This window comes from Kitasatospora sp. NPDC088779 (assembly GCF_040685395.1).
Lineage (GTDB): Bacteria > Actinomycetota > Actinomycetes > Streptomycetales > Streptomycetaceae > Kitasatospora.
In genome coordinates this window covers 111,040-135,632 of record NZ_JBFBHW010000019.1, presented here as the reverse complement: position 1 = coordinate 135,632, position 24,593 = coordinate 111,040, and the positions used below count along the sequence as shown (strand labels likewise).

The window sequence follows — 24,593 nt, the reverse complement described above, 5'->3', positions numbered from 1 at the left end:
GCTCTCCTCGCGGGGTCAGCGGGTGGTCGCCGGGCAGGCCGGCACGGGCGCGTCCGGGCGGCCACCGGCGGCGGAGAGGGTGGCCAGCGGGGTGCCCGCGAGGCCGAGGACGGCCTGCGCCGTGGCCCGGGCTCCGGTGGCCGGGTTGAAGCCGGTCGCGTCGTAGGCGACCGCCCCGCGCACGCCCGGGTCCGTGGCGCAGCCCTGCTGGAGCTTGACCAGGCTGCTCCAGCCCTTGAGGCCGGCCCCGAAGCGTCCGCCGGCCAGCAGCGCTTGCGTGGCGAGGCCGGTGGTGTTGGCGTTGGACGCGGCGGCCCCGGCGGCCGAGAAGCCGCCGTCGGCGTTCTGGTGGGCGGTCAGCCAGCCGAGTCCGGCGTCGGCCTTGGCGGTGCGGCCGGTCGCGGCGAGGGCCTGGGCGGCGAGCGCGGTGGCGTCCGGGTCGCTGGCGCAGGTGGCCTGGCCGAAGGCGACCGGGTACCCGCCGTCCGCGCACTGGCTGTTGGCGAGGAAGTCGACGGCCGTCGCCGGGGCCCCACCGGCCGTGCGGTGCAGGGCGATCACGGCCAGGGACTGGCCGAAGGCGTTGCTGTAGTCGCCCCACTGCGAGCGGTCGGAGAACCGGCCCTCGGCGGTCTGGAGCGAGCGCAGGCGGGCCGGCAGGTCGACGCCGCCGAAGGCCGTCGGGTTCCCGCCGCGCACCTCGACGGCGAGCAGCAGCTTGGCGGTCGCGCCCGCGTAGGCCTCGGTGATGCCGTCGCCGAGGTAGCCGCTGATGACCTCGGGCTTGGCCAGCCAGGCGGTGGCCTTCGCAGCGGCCTGGTCGGAGCTGTGCGAGGCGGCGAAAGCCAGCACGGCGTCGATGGTCAGGCCCTGGTCGGGGTAGGCGGTCCCGTTGAAGACGGACTCGAAGTGGTCGCCGTCGACGAGTTGGCGGGCGAGCCAGCCGCCCGCGGCGGCGTCGGGGCGGACCGTCGGGGACGAAGTCGCGGCGGCAGGTGCCGCGTGGGCGGCAGCGGCCGCCGGGAGGACGGTGGCGAGGGCGAGCGCGGGTATCGCGAAGAGGCGCAGGGGGCGTCGGAACGAGGACACGGTGGGCCTTTCCGGGCCCGCGCGCAGGGGCCCGGAGGACGGCGGCAACAAGCCGGGCAGCCCTCGGAGCTCCGGCCCGCAGACCACGACGGGAGGAGGGGACGACACACCTCCGCCGCCGGGTACTCGGGCTCGCCGCCGACATCGGATCGGCGGCCTACCGTTGCGGGTCAGCGCCGGATTCGAACCGGACTTCCCCCAGCGGCGGAGTCACAACATGACGGCCCATCATGGCGAGACGGAGAAGTCCCGGTCAAGGGATCGTCCGCCGCATCGCGCCGCGAACCGCTCGGACCGTCAGCGGTGAAGGAACTCCGGTGGGCGCTTCTCGGCGAAGGCCGCCATGCCCTCCTTCTGGTCCGCCGTGGCGAACGTGGCGTGGAACAGTCGCCGTTCGAAGCGCACGCCCTCGGCGAGCGTGGTCTCGTACGAGCGGTTGACGCTCTCCTTGAGCATGACGGCCGCCGGGGTGGACATCGCCGCGATCGTCTCGGCCACCGCCAGGGCCTCGGCCTGCAGTTGGCCCGCCGGGACGATGCGGGAGACCAGGCCGGCCCGCTCGGCCTCCTCGGCGCCCATCATCCGGCCGGTCAGACAGAGTTCCATCGCCTTCGCCTTGCCGACCGCCCGGGTCAGCCGCTGCGAGCCGCCGATGCCGGGGATCACGCCGAGCTTGATCTCCGGCTGCCCGAACTTCGCGGTGTCCGCCGCCAGGAGGACGTCGCACAGCATCGCCAGCTCGCAGCCGCCGCCCAGCGCGTAGCCCGCCACCGCCGCCACCACCGGCTTGCGCAGCGCGGCGAAGCGGTCCCAGGCGGCGAACCAGTCGCCGAGGTAGGCGTCGACGAAGTCGAGCGACTGCATCTCCTTGATGTCGGCGCCGGCCGCGAAGGCCTTCTCGGAGCCGGTGATCACCAGCGCGCCGATCTCCGGGTCACGGTCGAACTCCGTTGCCGCCTGCACGACTTCGTTCATCAGCAGGGTGTTGAGCGCGTTCAGCGCCTTGGGCCGGTCGAGCGTGATCAGCCCCACCCGGCCCTTGCGCTCGACCAGGATCGTCTCGTAGCCGGTCACTTGCCGTCCTCCCGCAGGGTGGTGATGATCGCCGAGAAGTCCAGGCCGGCGCCGCTGTCGGCCTGAGCGAAGTCCGCGTACAGCTGTGCCGCCCTGCGTCCGAGGTCCGTGGGCAGGCCCGCGGCGTCGGCGGCCCCGGCGGCGAGTCCGAGGTCCTTGGCCATCAGGGCGGCGGCGAACCCGGCCGCGTAGTCGCGGTTGGCCGGGCTGGTCGGCACCGGCCCGGGGACGGGGCAGTTGGTGGTGAGCGCCCAGCACTGGCCGGAGGCGGTCGAGGCGACGTCGTAGAGGGCCTGGTGGCTGAGCCCGAGGCTCTCTCCGAGCACGAAGGCCTCGCTGACCGCGATCATCGAGATGCCCAGGATCATGTTGTTGCAGATCTTCGCGGCCTGCCCCGCTCCGGGGGATCCGCAGTGCACGACCTTGCGGCCCATCGCCTCCAGCACCGGTCGAGCCGCCTCGAAGTCCGGCTCGGCGGCTCCGACCATGAAGGTGAGGCTCGCGGCCGTGGCACCGACCACCCCGCCGGAGACCGGCGCGTCCACCGCCCGGTGCCCGGCGGTCACGGCCAGGTCGTGCGCCGCCCGGGCGTCCGCGACGTCGATCGTGGAGCAGTCGACGAAGAGCGTTCCCGGGCGGGCGGCGGGCAGCAGGTCCGCGTAGGCGGCCAGCACGTGCCGGCCGGCCGGCAGCATGCTGATGACGACGTCGGCCTCCCGCACCGCCTCGGTCGCGGACCGCGCCGGACGGACGCCGCCCTCCTCCGCCCGCCGCAGCGCCTCGGGTGCCAGGTCGTAGCCGGTCACGGTGTGCCCGGCCTCGGCGAGGTTGGCGGCCATCGGGCCGCCCATGTTGCCGAGGCCGATGAATCCGATGACTCCGTTGAATCCGTTGACTCCGTTGCGGTGGGTCACCAGCGCTCCAGGGGTGTGGCGGGGGCCAGGCCGAGTTCCCGGTCGCCGAGCGGGGCGAAGTAGCGGGCCACCGCGGCGGGCCCGACGGCGCTCAGCGTCGACGGGTTCCACCGCGGGGAACGGTCCTTGTCGATGACCTGGGCGCGGATCCCCTCGGCCAGGTCCGGTGTGGAGAGCGCCGCGCAGGAGGTCCGGTACTCCTGGTCGAGGACGGCCTCCAGCGGACCGAGGGTGCGGGCCCGGCGCAGCGCCGCCAGGGTGGCCTTCACGGCGGCGGGCGAGTTGGCGGCGATCCGGTCCGCGGCCTCCTTGGCCTCCGGTTCGCCGCTGTCCCGCAGGCGGTCGAGGATCTCCTCCACGGTGTCGGCCCCGTAGCAGCGGTCGATCCACGCCCGCCGGCCGTCCAGCACGCCGGCCGGTGCGGGCCCGACGTTCCGTTCGAGGGCGTCGTGCACGGGGAGTTCGGCCAGGTCGTCCAGCAGCGCGGGCAGCCGCTCGGCCGGGACGAAGTGGTCGGCGAGGCCGCAGAGCAGCGCGTCCGCGGCGCCGACGGAGCCCGCGGTCAAGGCGAGGTGGGTACCCGACTCGCCGGGCGCGAGGGCGAGCAGGTAGGTGCCACCCACGTCCGGGACGAAGCCGATGCCGGCCTCGGGCATGGCGATGCGCGTGGTCTCGGTGACGATCCGGACGCTGCCGTGGGCGGAGACCCCGACCCCGCCGCCCATCACGATGCCGCTCATGAGCGCGACGTAGGGCTTGGGGTAGCGGGCGATGCGGGCGTTGAGGCGGTACTCGTCGCGCCAGAACTCCTCGACGGCGCCCGGGTCCGCGCCGGTGGCGGCGCGGTGGATGGCGACGATGTCGCCGCCGGCGCAGAAGGCCCGCTCACCGGCGCCGGTGATGACCACGGTCGCGACCCGCTCGTCCTCCTCCCACCCGTCCAGCGCTTCGGAGATCCTCCGCACCATGCCGTGGGTGAGGGCGTTCAGGGCTGCGGGGCGGTTGAGGACGATCAGGCCCGCCCGGCCCTCGCGGTGGACCAGGACCTCGTCGAGGTCGGTCCCGGCCATCACGCGGCCCCGATCAGGCCGCGGGCGACGATGACGCGCATGATCTCGTTGGTTCCTTCCAGGATCTGGTGCACCCGCAGGTCGCGGACGATCTTCTCGATGCCGTACTCGGCCAGGTAGCCGTAGCCGCCGTGCAGTTGGAGCGCCTGGTTGGCCACCTCGAAGCCGGTGTCGGTGGCGTGCCGCTTGGCCATCGCGCACAGTTCCGGCGCCCTGGGGTCCCCCCGGTCCAGGGCCGAGGCGGCCCGCCAGAGCAGCGACCTGGCCGCCTCCAGCTCGGTGGCCATGTCGGCGAGCCGGAACTGCAGCGCCTGGGCGTGCAGGAGCCGGGCGCCGAACGCCTCGCGGTCCGCCAGATAGCCGGTGGCCCGCTCCAGGGCGTCCTGCGCTCCGCCGAGGGAGCAGGCGGCGATGCCGAGCCGGCCGCCGTTCAGCCCGTTCATGGCGATCCGGAAGCCCTCGCCCTCGGCTCCGAGGAGGCGGTCGGCCGGGAGCCGGACGCCGTCCAGCCGCACCTGGCGGGTGGGCTGGGCGTTCCACCCCATCTTCTTCTCGTCGGGCCCGAACGAGACGCCGGCGTCGTCGCGTTCGACGACGAACGCGGACACCCCGCCGGCCCCCGGCCCGCCGGTGCGGGCCATCACCAGGTAGACCCGGGAGACGCCGGCGCCCGAGATGAACTGCTTGACGCCGTCGAGGACCCAGTGGTCCCCGTCCCGGCGGGCGCGGGTGGTCAGTGCCGCCGCGTCCGAGCCCGCGCCGGGCTCGGTGAGGCAGTAGCTGGCGGGGGTCGCCATGGCGCTGAGGCCCGGCAGCCACCGGGCGCGCTGGGCGTCGTCGCCGTAACGGTCGATCATCCAGGCGACCATGTTGTGGATGGACAGGTAGGCGGCGATGGACGGGCAGCCGGTGGCCAGCGCCTCGAACACGAGCACGCCGTCGGCGCGGGTGAGTCCGGAGCCGCCGGACTCCTCGCGGACGTAGACACCGGCCAGGCCGACGTCCGCCGCCTTGCGCAGCACGTCCACCGGGAAGTGCTTGGCCTGGTCCCACGCGACCGCGTTCGGCGCCAGGTGTTCGCGGGCGAAGGCCCGGGTGGTCGCCGCGATGGCGAGCTGGTCCTCTGTGAGGTCGTGCACGGCGCCCTCAGCCCATCGTCGGGATGGTGAAGCTCGCGCCCTCCTTGACCCCGGAGGGCCAGCGCGAGGTGACGGTGCGGGTGCGGGTGTAGAAGCGGATCGAGTCCGGCCCGTGCTGGTTGAGGTCGCCGAACCCGGAGCGCTTCCAGCCGCCGAAGGTGTGGTACGCGACCGGCACGGGGATCGGCACGTTGACGCCGACCATGCCGGTGTTCACCCGGCGCGCGAAGTCCCGCGCCGTGTCGCCGTCCCGGGTGTAGACGGCCACGCCGTTGCCGAACTCGTGCTCGCTGGGCAGGCGCAGCGCCTCCTCGTAGTCGGCGGCGCGGAGCACGGTCAGGACGGGGCCGAAGATCTCCTCCCGGTAGATCCGCATGTCGGGAGTCACGCGGTCGAACAGCGAGGCGCCGAGGAAGTAGCCGCCCTCGTGCCCCTCCAGCCGGAAGTCCCGCCCGTCGACCACGAGTTCGGCGCCCTCCTCGACCCCGAGGTCCAGGTAGCCGCGGACCCGCTCCAGCGCGTCGGCGCCGACCAGCGGGCCGAAGTCCGCCGCCGGGTCGTCCGAGCGCCCGACCTTCAACGCGGCGATCCGCTCGACCAGTTTGGCCACCAGGGCGTCGGCGGTCTCCTCCCCCACCGGGACGGCCACCGAGATCGCCATGCAGCGCTCGCCGGCCGAGCCGTAGCCGGCGCCGATCAGCGCGTCCGCGGCCTGGTCGAGGTCGGCGTCCGGCATCACGACCAGGTGGTTCTTGGCACCGCCGAAGCACTGCGCCCGCTTCCCGTGCGCGGCGGCGGTGGCGTAGACGTACTGGGCGATCGGCGTGGAGCCGACGAACCCGACCGCCTGCACCCGCGGGTCCTCCAGCAGGGTGTCCACGGCCTCCTTGCCGCCGTTGACCACGTTCAGCACGCCCGGCGGCAGCCCGGCCTCCAGGAGCAGTTCGGCGAGGCGCAGCGGCACCGAGGGGTCGCGTTCCGAGGGCTTGAGGACGAAGGCGTTGCCGCAGGCGAGGGCGGGTGCGGCCTTCCAGAGCGGGATCATCACCGGGAAGTTGAACGGCGTGATGCCCGCGACCACGCCGAGCGGCTGGCGCATCGAGTACACGTCGATGCCGGTGCCCGCGTTGTCGCTGAACTCGCCCTTCAGCAGGTGCGGGATGCCGGCGGCGAACTCCACGACCTCCAGGCCGCGCTGGATGTCCCCGTGGGCATCGGCCACGGTCTTGCCGTGCTCGGCGGACAGCAGCCGGGCCAGCTCGTCCTTCTCCTGCTCGACGAGTTGGAGGAAGCGCAGCAGGACGCGGGCCCGCCGCTGCGGGTTCCACGCGGCCCACCCGGGCTGAGCCTGCGCGGCGTCGGCGATCACCGCCTCGACCTCGGCCCGGCTGGCCAGCGGCACCCGGGCCTGCACCCGGCCGGTGTTGGGGTCGTACACGTCGCCGAAGCGACCGGAGGTGCCGGCGGTGGGCTTGCCGGCGACGAAGTGGGTCAGTTCTCGGACCATCGGGTTCCTTCTCTCGACAGGGTGGGGAGAGGAGGAGGATCGGAGGCCGCCGCGGGTCGGCGGGCACACGGTGGTGCGCCCCGCGGCACGGGCGTGCGGCGGCGGAACGGAACGTCAGGGCGTCGGGGCCCCGGCGGCCGTCGGCACGGGACGACCAGGAGCGGCAGTGGAGCGGGAGCAGCCCGGAGTCATGCGTGTCGTCTCCATCCTCGTGGAAAACACGGAACACCCGCGGCCGGTATCCTGACTCCCGGATCACCGCACGCCCCCAGGCCTTCCCGGCTGGCTGCCAGTGGCCTTCGTCTGCGAGGACGAACTCCCCGGTCACAGTGGCGGGACCGTGCCGGACTCACACCGGCTTCCCTGACACCGCGGACCTGCCGTCGACCATATAGTTGGACGTCCTAGTAAGTCCAGAGGCCCGCACGCGCGTTGCGCCATCGGGTTTCCGCCGCGCCGAGCCCTGCCCGACGCCGGTCACCGCGCAGCCGCGTAACCGCGTAACCGCCCACCATTCGCAGGCCACCCCCTTGCCGGAACGTTCCGGCATGGCTAGATTCTTCACCACGCCAGCAAAGCTGACTGAACTTTCAGTTATACCGCAGGGCCGCGTCGGCACCAGAGAACAGAAGGAACACCCATGACCACGTCCACCACCACCGGCCGCACGGCCGCCGGAGGCCCCGCCTCCCGCACCTGCCGGACGTCCCGCCGGCAGACGAGGACGGTCCGCCCGTGACCTCGTACGCCGTCCTCACCTCCTTCGGCTCCCCGCTCGGCTCCCCCGGCCGCACCAGGCCGGCCGAACGCGCGCCGCTGCGCGTCGGGCTCGTGCAGATGCGCTGGCACACCGACCCGGCCGAGCACGACGCCCGGCTGCGCGAGGGCGTGGCACTCGCCGCCGCGCAGGGCGCGACGATGGTGTGCCTGCCCGAGCTGACCCGCAGTCCCTACTTCTGCAACACCGACGACCCGATGGGGGAGGGCGCCGCCCGCCACCTGGAGGACGTCGAGACGGGGCCCACCACCCGCCTCGCCGCCGAACTCGCCGCCGAACTCGGCATCAGCGTCCACGCCTCCCTGTACGAGCGCGCCGAGGACGGCGGCCTCGGCTACAACACGGCCGTCTGCGTGGACCGCGACGGCACCCTCGTCGCCAGAACCCGGAAGAACCACATCCCGGCCTTCCCCGGCTACCGCGAGGACCTGTGCTTCCGCCCCGGCGACAGCGGGTTCCCCGTCCTGGCCCACCAGGGCGCCGCCTTCGGCTTCCCCACCTGCTGGGACGAGTGGTTCCCCGAACTCGCCCGCGCCTACGCGCTCGGCGGCGCCGAAGTCCTCGTCCACCCCACCGCCATCGGCTCCGAGGTGGACCTCCCGGACTTCGACACCCGGCCCATGTGGGAGCACGCCATCAGCGCCAACGGCCTCGCCAACGCGCTGTTCATGATCGTGCCCAACCGGATCGGGACGGAGGGCCGGTCCACCTTCTACGGCTCGTCGTTCATCTCCGACCCGTACGGCCGGATCCTGCTCCGCGCCCCGCGCGACCGGCCCGCCGTCCTCGTCGCCGACCTCGACCTCGACCAGTGCCGGGACTGGCGGGAGTTCGGCCTCCTGCGCACCCGCCGCCCCGAGCTGTACGCCCCGCTGACCGCGACGAGCCGCACCGACGCCTGACCGGACGCCCCGGCGCACCCACGCCGGGGCGTCCCGCCGCCACGAGTCGACGTGCCGGGACTGACGCCAACTACCTTTTCCAGTAGCGTAGTTGACGTGACCGACGCGCCGACCTCAGGTGGTGGCCGTCGGAGCGGGCGAAGCCGCACCGGCGGACGGCGGGGCCTGGCAGGGCAGGACGACCATCACACTCACACCCTGGCCGGGCTTCGACGCGCCCGCCGAAACGGTGTAGCCGTCGGACTCGTGGACGGCATCGAACTCCCAGGTGGGCGGGGTGGACTGAGCGTCCGCACCGGACGCCGACGAGGTGATCTTGAAGCCCTCGCCCGCCAGCTTCTCCCGCAGCGCCCGCAGCACCTCGGGGCGCTGGTCGTCCGTGGCCTTGAGCAGGATCCCCGAGCTGAGCTGGTAGGCCTCGCCCTCGTCGGCCACACCCAATCCCCGCCCCGGGCACCTGTAGTAGCCGATGAGCTTGCTCCACGGATCCCGCTCGAGGCCCGTCAGCTCGCGCACGTGGCCCTGGACCCGATCCGTCCGGGCCAGCGCCTCCTCCCGGGACTCGACACGTGTGGGCTCGCTCGGCGTTTCCCGTCCTCCGCCCGGCGTTTCCCGCCCTCCGCCCGGCGACCCCACGGACGAGCATGAGCCGAGCACCAGGGCACCCGACACCATCAGCACGGCCGCGCAGGCCGCCCGTGCGCCCGCCCCGGCCGGCACGGCCGTCGATCTCTTGAACAAGTGCAGTACTCTCCCCCGCTGACAGGTGTGCGTTTTTGCCATCCGGATGCTACGGCACCACCGGAAAGGCTCCGCATGTGCCGAAGCGTGACAGCCGACACCAAGGCGCGTGCGGTCGTCTGACAAGCGCTACCCCGGTGAAGGCGGAGGGCTGGATGAGGGCGAGGGAGCGGACGGGACGGGTCCGGCTCCCGCGAGCCGAGCATCCGTCAGCGGCATCGGCCGAACGGGTGGGCACCAGCGGCGTCGGACATCTTGTGCGCGCACGAAGGCAAATCGCCGTGCGTAACTGTGCGCGGGTCCGGCGGCCACACGGTCCGCCGTACGAGCCGACGGCCGCAACCCGCCCAGTCCCACCCCTCCACGCCCCGCACCCCGAACGGAGCCGCCCGCCCATGCGCACCCCCACTCTCGCCGCCCTCTCGCTGGCGATCGCCCTACCCCTGACGGGGCTGGCCGCCACCGGCACCGCCGCCGCGCAGTCCCCCGCCTCCCGGGCGGTGCCGATCACGGAGTGCGAGGGCGTCCCCAAGGTCCGCGATACCGGCGCCGAGAACTACCTCTGCACCCGGAAGGAACTCGGCCCGGTCACCCTGCCGACGGACTCCGTGCTGACCAAGCTGCTGGCGGGCTACGACCGGCTGGGCGGAGTGACGCCGGTGCGCTTCCTGGACTGGTACCGGGACTGGAGGGGGTGGAAGTACCCGGACCACAACGGCTTCACCGACAACAACGGCACCCTCGACATGGCCGTACAGAGCATGACGGAGCACCAGAAGCTGGACCGCTTCGGGAACAGCGCCTACGGCTCGTTCCTCGCCCCCGGCGGCACGCTGTTCTCCCAGCGCGCCCTTCCGCCGGACTCCCTCAACGGGGGCGAGGACAACTACCACTGCTTCGAGGTGCAGAGGCCGTTCAACGTCCAGCAGGGGCACATCGCGGGCGCGTTCTCCCAGCCGGGCAACGGACTCCAGCAGTGGCTCGACCCGGCCCTGAAGCCGGGCGACATCCCGGGCACGTACGACGTCGCCGCCCTCATCACCGCCGGGTACCTGACCGAACACGCCGCCGACAAGACCTTCTGCCTGTCGAGCCAGAACGACGCCTGACCCCCACCCGGCCGGACCTGACTGCGCGCGCCCGGCAACCGGCAACCGGCCCGCCCCGCCCTGCTACGCGCTCGGCGGGGCTGCCGCGGCAGTCGGCACGGGCCTGTGACCTGCGACTTCAATGCGGAGCGGGCAACGAGAACCGGTTACTCCTCGTCAAGTCGCCAGCGCGGCGGACCGGCGAGGCGACAGGGCCTGGGCGAGGTCGGTATGGGTCGCACCGCGCTCCGGCCACCGGACGGCCGGCAGGGCTGGTTCCCACGCCTCGGCCTCCCGGCACCCACCCCCGTACGGGTTGTCCGCTCCCCGCGCCCGGCAGGGCGGCGCGGATGCGACCGCCACACCGGGGATGATCCGGGTGCCCTGCGTCCGCCGGGCCCGCAGGCAACCCGACTGACCCGACTGATCGGAGCCCGATCCGTGCCCCTGTCCCTCCGCCGGGCATCGGCGGCCCTGCTGCTGACCCTCACACCCGTCACGGCCCTTGCGCCCGCCGCGTATGCCGCCCAGCCACCCATCACCACCGCCACCACCGCCGCCGTGGCCGTGGCGCACTCCGCCAGTGCCGTGCCCGGGCAATACATCGTCACCCTCAAACACGGCCGCGACCCCGGCCAGGTCCTGCGCACACTCGGCATCACCCCCAGGTTCACCTACACCGACACGCTGAACGGCTTCGCCGCCACCCTCGACCCCCTCCTGCTGCGCGCCGTACGAACCAGCCCCGCCGTCGAAGCCGTCGAGGAGAACACCACCCTCCGCGTCCCGGCCCCCCACGACGGTGCGAGCGCCACCCGGGCACCGGCCGCCACCTGGGGCCTGGACCGCATCGACCAGCGGAACCTGCCCCTGGACGGCCAGTTCACCACCCACGGCCACGGCGCCGGAACGACCGCCTACATCCTCGACACCGGCATCGACTTCACCCACCCGGAATTCGACGGCCGCGCCGTACCCGGCTTCGACGCCGTCGGCGACGGCCAGAACGGCCGCGACTGCCACGGCCACGGCACCCACGTCGCCGGCACCGTCGCCGGCCGCACCTACGGCGTCGCCCCGCAGGCCCGCCTCGTCTCCGTACGCATCGTCGACTGCACCGGCAACGGCGACAAGGCCCAGATGATCGCCGGCCTCGACTGGGTCGCCCACCACGCCCAGTACCCCGCCGTCCTCAACGCCTCCGCCGGCGAGGAACGCTCCCAGGCCCTCAACGACGCCACCACCGCACTCTCCGACAAGGGCGTCCTGCCCGTCGTCTCCGCCGGCAACGACGCCGCCGACGCCTGCACCGCCTCCCCCGCCTCCCCCGCCTCCGCGGACCGGGTCGTCACCGTCGCCGCCACCAACCGGCAGGACCAGGAGAGCACCTTCTCCAACTGGGGCCCCTGCGTCACCCTCCACGCCCCCGGCCAGGCCATCGAATCCGCCAAACTCGGCGGCGGCAGCGCCACCCTCAGCGGCACCTCCATGGCCGCGCCCCACGTCACCGGCGCCGCCGCCCTCTACACCGCCGAACACCCCGACGCCGACCCCGCCGAGACCGCCGCTTTCCTCCAACGCGCCGCCACCCGGAACGTCCTGAGCAACGTCCACCAGGACACCCCCAACCTCCTCCTCTTCACCGACGGCCTGTAACACCGCCCGCCACCACGGCACTTCGGGCCCGGTCCGGCCGTTCCCGCCGGACCAGGCCCGAACCCCGCGTTCTCCCCGGGCCGCGGCGATGACTCGATGGTGCGCGTCCGGAGGGCGGGCCCGTCGTTGACCGGACCCCCGGCCCGGGCCCGGGTGGTTGCCCGGTGCGCGGCCCGCGTCCACGTGAGACCACCGCTCGCCCATACGACACGATCGGGCCAGATCCGCTTGCGCTGGATTGCGCTCGTGCAGGTGGCCATGAACGCAATGCAGTCGGGGCGCTTCACGGATGGGGCTGGAACTTGACTGATGGCGGCCGGCCCTCGGCTCGTTCAGTGGGGGAGGCGGGCGTGTCGGCGGAGGAAGTCGGCGACGTCCTGGACGTCGTCGAGGGGCAGGGGGTAGACGACGAGGCGGGTGAGGCCGAGTGCTGCGTAGCGGTGGTAGGCCTCGGTGTCGACGGGCGTCATGGCGGTGTAGTTGAGTTCGAGGGGGCCCAGCCGGGCGGGGCGTTCGACCTCGTCGGCCGCCTTGCGCAGCCCGGCGAGGTTGGCGGCGAGCTGGTCGGGGCTGTCGCCGGCGCCGAACCAGCCGTGGCCGCGGGCGACGGCCCTGCGGTAGGCGGCGGGGCTGTGTCCGCCGATGAGGATGCGCGGGCCGCCGGTCTGTACGGGGCGGGGGTGGGCGTCGAGGTGGTCGAAGGCGACGTACCTGCCGTGGAAGGAGGGTGCGGGCTGGGTCCACAGGGCCGTCATGGCGTCGAGGTACTCGTCGGTGCGCGCGCCGCGCTCGGCCAACGGCACGCCCACTGCGGCGAGTTCCGGTTCCAGGTAGCCGGCTCCGACGCCGACCCACAGCCGGCCGCCGCTGAGCACGTCGAGGCTGGCGAGTTGTTTGGCGAGGACCACGGGGTGGCGTTGGGGCAGGATGATGATCCCGGTGCCGAGTTCGATCCGTTCCGTGAGGGCGGCGACATAGGCGAGGTGGACGAGCGGGTCGAGGATCGGCTCGTCCGCGTCCATGGGCGAGTCGGGGGTGCGCGGGTCGGGCAGCGCCACGTGGTCGCCCACCCACCACGACCGGTAGCCGAGTTCCTCGGCCAGGGCGGCCAGGCGCGCCGTCGCCTGCGGCCGGTGCGTGGCCTTGGCGCTGATTCCGAACACTCCGAGTTCCATGACTGCCCGCCTCGTTCGACACCGGCATGTGTGCGGCCGGGAACGTCGCACCGGTGGCGTGCGCGTCTCACGGCCGTGGACCCGTCATACCCGAAGCGGAGGCCGCCGTCACGGGCGACGCGCGGCGGTCCGCCCCGGTGGCGGCGGGCACCGCGCGGAAACCCGCGGTTCTCGCCACTTCTCTCATCGAGGACTGCCGGGCTGCCACTGGTCCGTGGCGGCCTCCCGGTGGCGGGTGGCGTGGAGGCTGCCGAGCGGCGAGGGCGCCTGCCCGCCGGGGCTTGCCCCCGCTCGCCTGTGAGCGAGATCACCGTTGAGGTTGACCTTGGGTCAGGGCTCAAGCTCCTCGCAACGGCACGACGCCGACCCGGGCGTCACCGATGTGAAGGAGCACACCACCATGCCACTCCCCCTTTCCGGCCCTTCCGGCCCTTCCGGCCTTTCCGGCCAGGACGAGAGCACCCTGCGGACCGTCGCCCCCGACGCCGCCGGGCAGGACCGCCCGGAACTGCGGAAGGCGATCGAGGAGATCGTCGACTCCGGTTTCACCGGGGTGTCGCTGCGCGTGCACGACGAACGGGGCGCGTGGGTCGGCAGCGCCGGGGCGGCCGAACTGGGCGGGGCCGCGAAGCCGCCGACGGACGGGCGGGTCCGGATCGGCAGCAGCACCAAGACCTTCACCGCGACCCTGGTGCTGCAACTGGTGGCCGAGGGCAAGATCGGGCTGGACACCCCCGCGGCGCACTACCTGCCCGAGTTCGGGCTGGACGGGCGGATCACGGTGCGGATGCTGTTGCAGCACACCAGCGGGGTGTTCAACCACACCGGCGAGGTCTACGCCGACGGGACGGTCGCGCCGGGCGTCCCCATCCCCTACGGCACCACGGGCAGGGAGTGGATGGACAACCGGTTCAAGACCTACCGGCCGCAGGAGCTGGTACGGCTGGCGCTGTCCAGGCCGGCCCGGTTCGAGCCGGGGGCGGGCTGGAGCTACTCCAACACCAACTACGTGCTGGCCCGGCTGCTGATCGAGAAGGTCACCGGCCGCCCGGTCGCCGAGGAGATGCGGCGGCTGATCCTGGGGCCGCTCGGACTGTCGGGCACCGTGGTGCCGGGCGCCTCGCCGGAGATCCCCGAGCCGCACGCCCACGCCTACTACCGGTACGAGGACGCCGGCGGGCAGAGGATGGTCGACATCACCCGCCAGAACCCTTCCTGGATCTCCAGCGGCGGCGACATGATCTCCACCACCCGGGACCTCCACACGTTCATCTCCGCGCTCCTGGGCGGCAGGCTCCTGCCGGCCCCGCTGCTGGCCGAGATGTGTACCCCGCACCCGACGGGCATCCCGAACATGGACTACGGCCTGGGCGTGTTCGTGGTGACGACGGACGACGGCGCCACCGTCATCTCCCACAACGGCGCCGCCGTGGGCCACGCGGCGCTGATGTACGGCACGCCCGACGGCAGCAGGACCCTGACCGCCGCGCTGAACTGCGTGGACGACGCCGGCCTGTCCGTCGGCGGGGCGTTCCAGCAGGCGATGCACAGGCTCGTCGGCGAGGTGTTCCGCGGCGGCCAGGCCGATCCGGCCCGGCCGACGGACTGATGTGCTGCGCGTAGCCACCGAGTTCGAACCCGAGGCAGGATTGGCGGATGAACGGAGTCACGATCGGGCAGGCGGCGGCGTTCGTCGGCGTCACGGTGAAGACGGTGCGGCACTACCACAGGCTCGGCCTGGCCGAGGAGCCGGAACGCGACAGCTCCGGATACCGGCGGTACGGATCGGCCGACCTGTTGCGGCTGGTGCAGGTCCGGACGCTGGCCGCCGCCGGGGTGCCGCTGGCCGAGACCGGGCCCCTGCTCGATGCCGACGCCACGCTGTTCACCGCCAAGCTCGCCGGCGTCGAACGTCAACTCACCGAACGGATCGAGGAGTTGACTGCTCGGCGCGACATGCTGCACCGGCTCGCCGACGGCGACCGGGCGCTGCTGCCCGACCGCGCCGTGGCACTGCTGGAGCGGATGGCCGGCCTCGGCTTCACCCCGGACGAGGCGGCGGCCACCAGGGAGGGCTGGGTGCTGGCCAGGGCCCTGGTCCCGGAAGGCTTCGACGACTACCTCACCCATGTCGAACACGCCCTGCTGGACAGCCGGTTCGTCGCCTTGCTCAAGCGCGGCGCCGAAGCCGCGGCCTGGGAGCCGGACGACCCGCGCATCGCCGAACTCGCGACCGCCGCGGCCGACCACTTCCTCGCCAACCCCGCCCAGCTGAAGATCGTGACCGGCCTCCAAGCCCGCGCCGAAGCCGCGCGCCGGTACCAGCTGATCGCCCACCACGGCGAAGAACAGGGATCGGGCGGGGCCCGGCTGGTCGCACTGGTCGAGACCGAGCTCCGCTCCGCCGGCGTCCGCATCCCCGGGCCGGACTCCCCCTGACCGGCCCGGGGTCGCGGCGTCACCGCTCCCATTGCGGGCGGCAGGAGCCCCGGGGCACGAGGACGGTGCGGTACCGGCCGGGGGTGCGGGACATGGCCACCTGGTCGGTGACGCCCTGGTAGCGCCCCAGCGGGGTGTCGGCGGTGAAGGTCCGTGGGGGCAGGTAGGCGTGCTGCTCTCCGTGTCCGGCGGTCTCGTGGGCATAGGCGTGGTCGAACACCCCCATGGCGAGGATCCACAGGGCGGCGCGGGTCAGCGAGACGTGGACCCGGTAGCTGCCGCCGTGGGTGGCCCGGCGGGTCAGGGCCTCGACGACGCCGGCGGCCATCAGCCAGGAGACGATGTAGTCGTTGACCACGAGGATCGGCGGCAGTGCGGGGCGTTGGCCGCCGCCTTCCAGCAGCATCATGCCGGTCAGGCTTCCGGCGCTCTGGTCGAAGCCCACGCGCTCCGCCCAGGGGCCTCGTTCACCGTTGAGCGAGGCGGTGGCGTGGACGATGCCGGGGCGCAGGTGCGCGGCCTCCTGCGCGGTGAGGCCGATCCGTTCCAGGTATCCCGGCCTGCGGTTGGCGTAGAAGACGTCGGCCGAGGCGAGCAGTTCTCTGATCCGCCGGGCGCCTTCGCCCTGGTAGGGGTCCACGGTGGCCGACCGTACGCCGACGTTGGCGCTGGCGTAGGTGAGGTCGTGTTCGAACTCGTCCGGGCGCCAGAGGTTGAGGACGTCGGCGCCGTGCAGGGCGAGGGCCCGGCCGAGGCCGGCGCCGGCGATCACGTGGCCCATGCCGAGCGCGCGCATCCCGGACAGGGGCTGGTCGGCGCCGTGGGGGAACGGCTCGGGCTCGCTGTCGGCGATCTTGGTGATCTCGATCAGGGGAAGGTCGGCGAGGACGTCGCGGTAGTGCCGCTCGGCGAGCAGTTCACCGGTGGTGCGCAGCATCGGCAGGACCACTCCGGCCGCCCCGGCGGCTTCCTCCAGCTCGCGCGCGTCGCGGCGGGCGATGGCGGCGGCCACGCGGTCGGGGTCGTCCGGGACGTCGAGCAGCCGCTGGGCGGCGATCTTGATCTTGGGGTAGGGGTTGAGGGGCATGACCCAGCGGTCGTCCGCCGTACGGTAGAAGCGGAATCCCAGGGCCTGGGAGGGGTTCGACGAGGCGGTGGGCGGGTGGCCGTTCAGCAGTTCCCACCTGCGGTCGTAGAAGGGGCAGAGCCGGTGCGGGGTGACCCGCAGGTCCACCGCGATGTCCTGTCCGGGACCGCCGCGCAGCCGCCAGAGCTTGGCGATGGCGGCGGACTTGGCGGCCAGCGCGATGGCGGAGGCGGCCCCGAGGCGCAGGGTGCTGGGCACCACCGGGTCCGCGCCGTGGAAGGCGATGGCACCCCCGGTGTCGGCGGGGCTCATCCCGATCCCGGCCAGGACCTGGGCGAGGTGGGCGTGCGGGTCGAAGGCGTCGTGGGTCAGCGGGTCGGCGACCGCTTCGGCGAGTTGGTCAGTGAGCGTCATCGGGCCCCTCCGCGCCGGTCAGCAGTGCTTCGGGAACCAGGACGTGCTTGGCGCGCAGGTATTCGCCGACCGCCTTGCCGACCTGGTCGACCCGCAGATTGGACGACCCCCCGGTTCCCAGCAGTCCGCGCAGGACGAAGTGCACGGCGCGCAGGTGCTCGAACTCGTGGCGGACCACGTCGAGGTCCTTCGCCTCCGGCAGCAGCAGCCGCAGCTGCGCCGTGGTCAGCGTCCGGCGCAGCCACGGCCACACGGCGGGGTCGTGGGCCCAGATCCCCACGTTGCTGTTGCCGCCCTTGTCGCCGCTGCGGGCGTAGGTGACCGTGCCCAGCGGCACGCGGCGCACCCGGGTTGCCTCCACGGCTTCCTCTACGGCTTCCTCGGGCTCGGGGTGGACGGGCTGACGAGCCGTCGCCGTCCGGGAGGGGGGTGCGATGTCGAGGGTGCGGCCTTCGGCGAGGACCACCCGGTGGGCCACGGCGGTGATGTCCAGCAGGGCGGGCCAGTAGTCGATCCTGGGTTTCGGGCTGGTCTGCGGGACGGCCTGGCCGTCCAGGAAGAAACCCGGGATGCTCTGCAGGTACAGGCTGCCCAGCCGGCCCGCGAGGTCGAGGCGCTCCAGCGGCTCGCGCTCGCGGGCGGCGGCCATGACCCGCAGCGCGACCGTCGCGTCCCACTGCGTCTCGGGGTCGGTGGCCGCGGTCCCGATCCTGGTGATGTCCAGCTCGTCCACGCCCGCGGGCAGGTCCCTGCCGATCTGGGCGCGCAGCAGGTCCACCTTCTCCTCGACCTCGGGCGCGGTCACGTAGACGGTGTTCACGACCGTGTGGCCGATGGGCGCGAAGAGCGCGACCTTGGTCGTCGGCGACGGAGGCGAACCCGCCGCCCCGGACACCCGGACCCGGTCGGGACCGGCCGGATGGAGCCGGACGCCGTCCAGGTGGACGGTGACGTCGGGGTTGAGGTAGCGCGGCCCCTGGATCTCGTACACGAGCTGGGCGGTGACGGTGTCGACCGTGACGGCCCCGCCGTCCCGCCGGTGCTTGGTGATCACGCTGGTGCCGTCCTCGGCGATCTCGGCGATCGGGAAGCCGGGGGTGAGCATGCCCGGGATGCGGGTGAAGCCGGAGAAGTTGCCGCCGACGGCCTGCGGGCCGCATTCGATGATGTGCCCGGCGACGACCGCACCGGCCAGCCGGTCCCAGTCCGTGCCGTCCCAGCCGTGCCACCACGCCGCCGGGCCCAGGGCCAGGGACGCGTCCGTGACCCGGCCGCACACGACGATGTCCGCGCCCTCGGCCAGCGCCCGCGCGATGCCCCAACCGCCGAGGTAGGCGTTGGCAGACACGGGCTCCGCGCCCCACGACGCCAGCGGCCGGCCGGTGTCGAGGTGCTCCAACCGGTGCCCTGCCCGCGCCAGTTCGGGCAGCCGGGGCAGCAGGTCGTCGCCCTCGATGTGGGCCACCGAGACCTCGACGCCCGCCCGGGCGGCCGCCGCGCGCACGGCCTCGGCCAAGGCCGCGGGCCGGAAACCGCCCGCGTTGGTCACCACCTTGACCCGCCGCCGGGCCAGCGTGGCCAGGTGCGGCCGCAGCTGGTCGAGGAAGTACTCGACGTAGCCCCGCGCCGGATCCTCCTGGTACTGCGCCGACAGGCCGGCGAGGGTGATCTCCGCCAGGTAGTCACCGACCAGCACGTCGACCGGGTCACCGGCCACGGCCTCGTCGATGGCGGTGTACCGGTCTCCCAGGTAGCCGGAGAAGTTGGCGATGCGAATGGGTCGGCCGCTCATGGTCAACACCTTCCCTCGATGGGGTGAGCCCTTCCCGTCCGACGTTAGGAGGCGACCGTCCCCGGCGGCCACGACCAATCCCCGCACGCGCACGTGACCGCACCGGTCACGTGGAAGACGGGCGTATGTTGTGGCGGTGGACATGCTGCATCTGCGGTACTTCGTGGCCGTCGCCGAGGAGTTGAACTTCACCCGCGCCGCCGCACGCCTGCACATGGCGACCTCCCCGCTGAGCCAGCGCATCAGGGACCTGGAACGCGAACTCGCCACCCCCCTGTTCGTCCGCACCCACCACAAGGTCGAACTCACCCCCGCCGGCGAGACGCTGCTACCGGCGGCCCGCGACACGATCCGACGGTTCGACGCCCTCCCCGGCCTCGTCCGCACGGCAGCCGGCACCACTGCGCGCACCGTCGTCATCGGCATCGCACCCGATGTGTCCACCGAACTGCGGACCAGCTTCCTGAACACCGTCGCGGCCCGGCACCCCGATCTCCTCCTGCGGCTGCGCCCCGCCAGCACCGAGCCCCTGGTGCGCTCCCTGCTCACCGGCGAGATCGACATGGGCTTCCTCCACGGTCCCGTCACCGGCCCCGGCATCCGCACCCTCGACCTGGAGACGGCCCCGGTGGCCGTGGTGGTCGGACGCGGGACCGGTTTCGACGCCCGCACGACCGTCCGGCTGGAAGAGCTCGCGCACCTGCCGTTCGCCTCGATCGGCTACGACGCCGCACCGGAGATCTACCGCAGACTGGACGACGCCCTGAACCGGGTCGCGGTCCGCAAGCGCATCAGGCTCGAAGGGGACAACTTCGGCGGCCTGGCCCACCTGGTCGCCGCCGGCCAGGCTTTCACCCTCATCGCCCTGGGCGGTGGCACCACAGGCAAGGCCTTCACCGGCGAGCCCGTCGTGACCCTCGCCATCGAAGGCGGCGATCTCACCCTCACCACCGTCGCGGCCTGGCACCAGGACCGGCCCGGCCCCGGCGAGATGCTGGCCGAACTGGCCGCCGCCCTCGCCAAAGGTCTGCCCACCACCCACGATCCCTCCCCGGGGTGACGCCGCGGGAGCGGGCGGGGAGTCGGCACCACGGCTGAACGGCCGCCCCCGAGGAGCGGGGGGCAACGCCGTGCGGCAGGACACCCGCCGAGGTCGACGCGCACCGGGGTTCAGCGCACCGGCTCGGGCTCCGGCGAGGGGGACGGCGTGCCCGCCCAGCGGTGCAGGGCGGCTTCGAGGCCGGCGGCGGCGTCGGCGGCGGTGGTGTCGGTGTCGGTGTCGGTGGTGTCGCAGGCCCAGGCGACCACTCCGTCCGGGCGGACGAGGACTCCGGTCGGCGTCGCGTGGTCGTCGGTCACGCTGGTCACGCTGGTCACCCGCCCGGTCCAGCCCGCGGCGAGACGGGTGAACGCGCCGTCCGCCGTACGGTCGAGCAGCAGGAACCCGCCGCCGTGGCCGTGGTCGACCAGCCGGGAGCCGTCCCCCAGCCACAGGTCGGGGGCGTACCGCCCGACCAGCGGGTGGTCGCCGGGCAGGTCGACGCGCTGCGTCACCCCGGAGATCTTCTTGACCGCGTAGGTCGCGCCCGCCCCGGTGCCCAGCAGGTCGGCGACGACCTCCCGGAGCGCGGCCGACTTGGCGTCCCCGCGCATCACCCCGATCTGGGCCCTCGTCCAGTCCAGTACCCAGGCGCCGAGGGGGCGGCGCTCGGCGTCGTAGGTGTCGAGCAGCCCTTCGGGCGCCCACCCGGCGACCACGGCGCCGAGCTTCCAGCCGAGGTTCATCGCGTCGCCGACCCCGAGGTTGAGCCCCTGGCCGCCGAACGGCGAGTGCACGTGCGCGGCGTCGCCGGCCAGGAGCACCCGCCCCGAGCGGTAGGCCGCGGCCTGGCGGGCGTTGTCGCTCCAGCGGGTCGCGGGGCCACGCAGCGCGGTGAGCGTGACGTCGGTGCCCGAGACCCGGCGCAGGCTGCTCTGCACCTCTTCAAGGGTGACCGGCGCGGAGCGGTCGGCGGGGGCGCCGCCGAACTCCACGGTGACCACCCGCCCGGGCTGCGGCCCGCAACGGTAGGCGCCCTTGGACGACCACACCCATCCGTCCGCGAGCACCGTGGGGTCGGCGATGTCGACGACCGCCAGGTGTCCGGTGAGTTCGGGGTCGGTGCCGGGGAAGCCGATGCCCGCGAGGCGGCGCACGGTGCTGCGCCCGCCGTCGCACCCGACCAGCCATCCGGTGCGCACCGTGCCGGCGGTGGTGGTGACGAGCACGCCGTCGCCGGTGTCTTCGAGCGCGGTGACCTCCACCCCGCGACGCACCGCCACGCCCAGACGCGTGACCTGGCCGGCCAGCAGCGCCTCCAGCTCGCGCTGCGGCACCATCCGCGCTCCGTCGACGGCGGTGTGCGCGGCGAGGTCGGTATCGGACCAGTCCACGAGGTCGGCGTCGAGGACCATCCCGGCGAAGTGCCCGGTGAAGCGGGGTGCGCGCGCCGGCCGGCCACCGCCGGGCGGCTGGTCGACCGCGCGGGCGAACGACCCGACCCGTTCGAGCTGCTCCCGCTGCACCTGTTCGGCGGCCGGCAGCAGGCCGCGGCGGTCGAGCGCCTCGGCCGTCGGGACGTTGACCGCCCCCGCCTTCATCGACCGGTCCGGCTCGGCGAGCCGTTCGAGCACCTGCACCGTCGCCCCGGAGAGCGCCAGCTCGGCGGCGAGCACGAGGCCCACCGGCCCGGCGCCGACGACGGTCACGTCCACGTCCACGTCCACGTCCACGTCCTGGTTCATGGTCTGGTTCGAATCCTGATGCGGATCCCGGTTCACGTTCACATTCCTAGTCACGAACAATGTTCTATAAACGAACAGCGTTCGTGTCAAGCTATGATGGTCCGGTGAACCCGAGAGAGCGACGCGCGGCACGCCACCAGCCGCCGAACCCCGACGCCGAAACCGACCCCAGGCCGCGCCGCCGCAAGGCCCCCATCACCGTGGACCAGGTCATCGACACCGCGCTGGGCGTCATCGCCACCGAGGGCTACGAGGCACTGACCATGCGCCGCCTCGCCGGCGCCCTCGACACCGGGCCCGCCTCCCTCTACGCCCACGTCGTCAACAAGGCCGACCTCGACGAGCTGCTCATCGGACGGCTGTGCGCCGCGCTCGCCCTGCCCGAGCCCGACCCCGCGGCCTGGCGGGACCAGATCCGCGGCGTCTGCACCCGAATCCGCGACCAGTACCTGGACTACCCCGGGATCTCCCGCGCCGCGCTCGCCATCGCCCCCACCGACCTCGAAACCATGCGCGTCAGCGAAGGGATGCTGGCGATCCTGCTCGCCGGCGGCGTCGCCCCACAGGCCGCCGCCTGGGCCGTCGACGCGCTCCTGCTGTACGTGGCCGCCTACTGCCTCGAAGCCTCGATCGTGCGCCAGCGAGCAGCACACGACGACGACGCGTGGGTCCTCGACCGCGACGAGCTGCTGCGCCGCCTCACCGCCCTGCCCGCCGAGACCTTCCCCCACACCACCCGCCACGCCGCCGAACTCACCGCCGGCACGGGCCACGACCGCTTCGACTTCACCGTCTCCCTGATGATCGACGGCCTCGCCCGCCGCTAGGGCGTGACGTTCCGAAGCCGGCCGGGTCCACTGTCAACTGCTGTTCACGCAGCTCCGCCCGTCTGCTCACACAGCTCCGCCCGTCGCCCCGGCCCGAGAACGGGGGCCGGAGCGACGGGCGGAGCGACGCGCGGGTGCGGTCAGGCCTGTGCGTTGCCCGGCTGGCGGCCGGGGGCGTCGGCGGCGGCGCGCTTGAGGACGGCGGTGTTCGCGGTGACGGTGCCGGGCTTGACTCCGTAGGCTTCGGTGACCTGGACGCTGCGCTCGCCCAGGAAGGCGTAGGAGCTGCGGTCGAAGATGATCTCGTCGCGGGAGCCGGTGGTGGTGTTGGTCCGGGCGATCGCGATGCCGGTGCGCCCGGCGGCGTCGGTGGCGCTGTCGAGGAGGACGACACCGGGGATGCGGGCCGCGGCCTGGTAGAGCGCGGCGGCGAGCTTGCCGGGGACGGCCTGCTCGCGGATCAGGTCGGCGATGGTGACGAACGCCTCCTGGTCCGGCCCGTTGCCGCTTCCCTTGGTCTCGGTGTAGATCTTCTGCAGCAGTTCCTGCGGGTCGGTGGGCAGGGTGCGCACGTAGTCGTAGGAGGGCGCGTTCAGGTAGGCACCAGTGCCCGATTCGAGTGCCTTGCCGCCTTCCGGGGACTTGCCCTCTTCGGTGAGCCAGCCCGTGCGGCCGTCGGCCGAGTGCCAGATCTGGCGCTGGTGGGGCTTCTCGACCCACACGTTCGAGGTGCCGCTGGCGGCGTCGATGGTGCCCGTGAGGTGGGAGACGGTGCTCTCGATGTAGACGTACTGCCCCGGGCGCAGGACGAGGTCGGGCGCGGCCGCGGCGGCCAGCGAGATCCGCTCCACCGCGCCGGCCAGGCCCGCGGTGTCGCCCGCCGAGACCTGGATGACGGGTGCGGCGACGCGCTCACTGCGCGCGGGGGTCGTTCCCGGGCTGCCGAGCGTGGTGGCCGCCACGGTGGCGGCGAGGGCGAAGGCCGCCACCGTGGTGGGCACGGCGATCAGCAGCCGCCGACGCCTCCTGGCCTCGGGGCGGACCGGCACTGCGGCTTCGGGGGTACGGGTGATCTCGTTCATCAGGAACTCCTCGATCTGGCGCTGTCGGCCGAGCGGGGCGGCCGGTGCTCCGGCCGCCGGCAGCAGGTGCCTCAGCTCCGCGTCCTCAAGCGGCTGCTGCCACTCCGGGGTGCTGGTCATCTGTTCCACTCCTTGTTCGACCGGGCCGGAACCATCCGGCCACCCTGTACTTGTCCGGCTGCCGGCAGGGGTTCCCGGCGAGTTTTCGAAGCCTGCCGCAGTTCCTTGTCGGCCAGAGCACGCAGCCGGGTCCGGGCCCTGGAGAGCCTGGAGCGCACGGTGCCGACCGGGATGCCGAGGGCCTCGGCGGCCTCGGGGTAGCTGAGGCCCGCCCACACGCACAGCGAGAACACCTCGCGCTCCCCGCGGCGCAGTTTCTCCAGCGCCGCCTTGGCAGCGAGCAGTTGATCGCGGTCGGCGAGCCGGCCGACCAACTCGTCGGCGAAGTCCGGGGCGGGTTCGGCGAGCGGCATGCGGGCGAGGGCGGCCGCATGCCGGCGGGCGGCCCTGGCCCGGTTGCGCAGCACGTTGACAGTGATGCCCATCAACCACGGGCGAGGAGTGGTCCCCTCGTCGCGGAGCTTGTCCCGCAGCCGCCAGGCCTCCAGGAAGACCACCGCCATGACGTCCTCGGCACCGGCGCGGTCCCCGCTCACCCGGACCGCGTGCGACAGAACCGCCTGCGAGTGCTCCTGGAACAACTGCCGGAAGGCGCCCGGGTCCCCGGCTCTGATCCGTTCGTGCAGCGAATAGTCCACACCTCTGGTTGTCCGGCCACCACGAAGCAGTTCCAGTGAGCTGCGTCACAGGTGTGCCGGCAACCGGCGGATGCCTTTCGCGCGGACGACGGGTCCTCCGCGCAGGTGCCGACTTGAGCGGCGGCACCTGCGCGGCGGCACCTGAGGCGCTCGGCCCGGTGGCGAGCGGCTGCCACCGGGCCGTCCCCCGAACGCCACGAGGTGTTCCGGCGAACCCCCCGATGCCAGAAACTCTGCAGCGGCGGCGCATTGTCCGAAAGAGCCCTCTGGGCAGGAC

At 73.3% G+C, this 24,593-nt stretch carries 20 protein-coding genes and 2 riboswitches; of the genes, 7 read left to right on the top strand and 13 right to left on the bottom strand.

Going from position 1 to position 24,593, the window contains the following annotated elements:
• Positions 1-15: 15 nt before the first annotated feature.
• The 6 genes from AB0P03_RS20225 to AB0P03_RS20200 all read right to left on the bottom strand — a co-directional run bounded on the left by AB0P03_RS20225 (position 16) and on the right by AB0P03_RS20200 (position 6,793).
• On the bottom strand, positions 16-1,089 hold the full coding sequence (locus tag AB0P03_RS20225) for a peptidase (protein WP_363630066.1): 1,074 nt from the start codon (positions 1,087-1,089) through the stop codon (positions 16-18).
• 99 nt (positions 1,090-1,188) lie between these two features.
• Positions 1,189-1,310, bottom strand: a riboswitch (cobalamin riboswitch).
• A gap of 76 nt (positions 1,311-1,386) precedes the next feature.
• Positions 1,387-2,163, bottom strand: a complete 777-nt coding sequence (locus AB0P03_RS20220; protein WP_363630064.1) for an enoyl-CoA hydratase — start codon at positions 2,161-2,163, stop codon at positions 1,387-1,389.
• Positions 2,160-3,077, bottom strand: coding sequence for a 3-hydroxyisobutyrate dehydrogenase (gene mmsB, locus AB0P03_RS20215; RefSeq protein WP_363630062.1), 918 nt, complete (start codon positions 3,075-3,077; stop codon positions 2,160-2,162). Before mmsB ends, AB0P03_RS20220 begins: the two co-directional genes overlap by 4 nt.
• Positions 3,074-4,147 (bottom strand): enoyl-CoA hydratase/isomerase family protein, encoded by a 1,074-nt coding sequence (locus tag AB0P03_RS20210; protein WP_363630060.1) that lies wholly within the window; start codon positions 4,145-4,147, stop codon positions 3,074-3,076. Before AB0P03_RS20210 ends, mmsB begins: the two co-directional genes overlap by 4 nt.
• A complete protein-coding gene (locus tag AB0P03_RS20205; protein ID WP_363630058.1) occupies positions 4,147-5,286 on the bottom strand; it encodes an acyl-CoA dehydrogenase family protein in 1,140 nt (379 codons plus the stop codon). Before AB0P03_RS20205 ends, AB0P03_RS20210 begins: the two co-directional genes overlap by 1 nt.
• 7 nt (positions 5,287-5,293) lie before the next feature.
• Positions 5,294-6,793 (bottom strand): CoA-acylating methylmalonate-semialdehyde dehydrogenase, encoded by a 1,500-nt coding sequence (locus AB0P03_RS20200; RefSeq protein WP_363630056.1) that lies wholly within the window; start codon positions 6,791-6,793, stop codon positions 5,294-5,296.
• Positions 6,794-7,008: 215 nt separating this feature from the next.
• A riboswitch (cobalamin riboswitch) is annotated at positions 7,009-7,200 on the bottom strand.
• Positions 7,201-7,528: 328 nt separating this feature from the next.
• On the opposite strand from AB0P03_RS20200, the gene AB0P03_RS20195 reads away from it, so the two are divergent.
• Positions 7,529-8,473 carry a nitrilase-related carbon-nitrogen hydrolase gene (locus AB0P03_RS20195; protein ID WP_363583474.1) on the top strand — a complete coding sequence of 315 codons (945 nt, stop codon included), beginning with the start codon at positions 7,529-7,531 and terminating at the stop codon, positions 8,471-8,473.
• Positions 8,474-8,587: 114 nt separating this feature from the next.
• On the opposite strand, the gene AB0P03_RS20190 is transcribed toward AB0P03_RS20195, so the two are convergent.
• Entirely contained in the window at positions 8,588-8,908 is a 321-nt protein-coding gene (locus AB0P03_RS20190) for a hypothetical protein (protein ID WP_363630054.1), read from the bottom strand.
• 701 nt (positions 8,909-9,609) lie between these two features.
• Here AB0P03_RS20190 and AB0P03_RS20185 point away from each other — a divergent pair.
• Positions 9,610-10,323: a TNT domain-containing protein gene (locus AB0P03_RS20185; RefSeq protein WP_363630052.1), complete on the top strand. Its 714-nt coding sequence runs from the start codon at positions 9,610-9,612 to the stop codon at positions 10,321-10,323.
• A gap of 420 nt (positions 10,324-10,743) precedes the next feature.
• Entirely contained in the window at positions 10,744-11,958 is a 1,215-nt protein-coding gene (locus AB0P03_RS20180; RefSeq protein ID WP_363630050.1) for a S8 family peptidase, read from the top strand.
• A 332-nt stretch (positions 11,959-12,290) separates the two neighbouring features.
• Here the strand turns inward: AB0P03_RS20180 and AB0P03_RS20175 are convergent, their stop codons facing one another.
• Complete coding sequence (locus AB0P03_RS20175; protein WP_363630048.1) at positions 12,291-13,133, bottom strand: LLM class F420-dependent oxidoreductase; 843 nt, start codon at positions 13,131-13,133, stop codon at positions 12,291-12,293.
• Positions 13,134-13,533: 400 nt separating this feature from the next.
• Between AB0P03_RS20175 and AB0P03_RS20170 the strand changes: the two genes are divergently transcribed.
• Positions 13,534-14,742, top strand: a complete 1,209-nt coding sequence (locus AB0P03_RS20170) for a serine hydrolase domain-containing protein (RefSeq protein WP_363630044.1) — start codon at positions 13,534-13,536, stop codon at positions 14,740-14,742.
• A gap of 47 nt (positions 14,743-14,789) precedes the next feature.
• Positions 14,790-15,572, top strand: coding sequence for a MerR family transcriptional regulator (locus tag AB0P03_RS20165; RefSeq protein ID WP_363630042.1), 783 nt, complete (start codon positions 14,790-14,792; stop codon positions 15,570-15,572).
• Positions 15,573-15,591: 19 nt separating this feature from the next.
• Here AB0P03_RS20165 and AB0P03_RS20160 read toward each other — a convergent pair whose 3' ends face one another.
• Together AB0P03_RS20160 and AB0P03_RS20155 are read right to left on the bottom strand one after the other, a co-directional pair.
• Positions 15,592-17,073: a CoA transferase gene (locus AB0P03_RS20160; protein ID WP_363583460.1), complete on the bottom strand. Its 1,482-nt coding sequence runs from the start codon at positions 17,071-17,073 to the stop codon at positions 15,592-15,594.
• Positions 17,060-18,865 (bottom strand): acyclic terpene utilization AtuA family protein, encoded by a 1,806-nt coding sequence (locus AB0P03_RS20155; RefSeq protein ID WP_363583458.1) that lies wholly within the window; start codon positions 18,863-18,865, stop codon positions 17,060-17,062. The genes AB0P03_RS20160 and AB0P03_RS20155 overlap by 14 nt, the downstream gene beginning before the upstream one ends.
• 142 nt (positions 18,866-19,007) lie before the next feature.
• On the opposite strand from AB0P03_RS20155, the gene AB0P03_RS20150 reads away from it, so the two are divergent.
• On the top strand, positions 19,008-19,925 hold the full coding sequence (locus AB0P03_RS20150) for a LysR family transcriptional regulator (protein WP_363630082.1): 918 nt from the start codon (positions 19,008-19,010) through the stop codon (positions 19,923-19,925).
• Between the two features lie 110 nt (positions 19,926-20,035).
• On the opposite strand, the gene AB0P03_RS20145 is transcribed toward AB0P03_RS20150, so the two are convergent.
• A complete protein-coding gene (locus AB0P03_RS20145) occupies positions 20,036-21,649 on the bottom strand; it encodes an FAD-dependent monooxygenase (protein ID WP_363630040.1) in 1,614 nt (537 codons plus the stop codon).
• A gap of 104 nt (positions 21,650-21,753) precedes the next feature.
• Here AB0P03_RS20145 and AB0P03_RS20140 point away from each other — a divergent pair, with 104 nt between their 5' ends.
• Complete coding sequence (locus tag AB0P03_RS20140; RefSeq protein ID WP_363583454.1) at positions 21,754-22,476, top strand: TetR/AcrR family transcriptional regulator; 723 nt, start codon at positions 21,754-21,756, stop codon at positions 22,474-22,476.
• A gap of 140 nt (positions 22,477-22,616) precedes the next feature.
• Here the strand turns inward: AB0P03_RS20140 and AB0P03_RS20135 are convergent, their stop codons facing one another.
• Both AB0P03_RS20135 and AB0P03_RS20130 read right to left on the bottom strand, forming a co-directional pair.
• Complete coding sequence (locus tag AB0P03_RS20135) at positions 22,617-23,678, bottom strand: CU044_5270 family protein (protein WP_363583452.1); 1,062 nt, start codon at positions 23,676-23,678, stop codon at positions 22,617-22,619.
• On the bottom strand, positions 23,675-24,316 hold the full coding sequence (locus AB0P03_RS20130; protein WP_363583450.1) for an RNA polymerase sigma factor: 642 nt from the start codon (positions 24,314-24,316) through the stop codon (positions 23,675-23,677). Before AB0P03_RS20130 ends, AB0P03_RS20135 begins: the two co-directional genes overlap by 4 nt.
• Positions 24,317-24,593 lie beyond the last annotated feature (277 nt).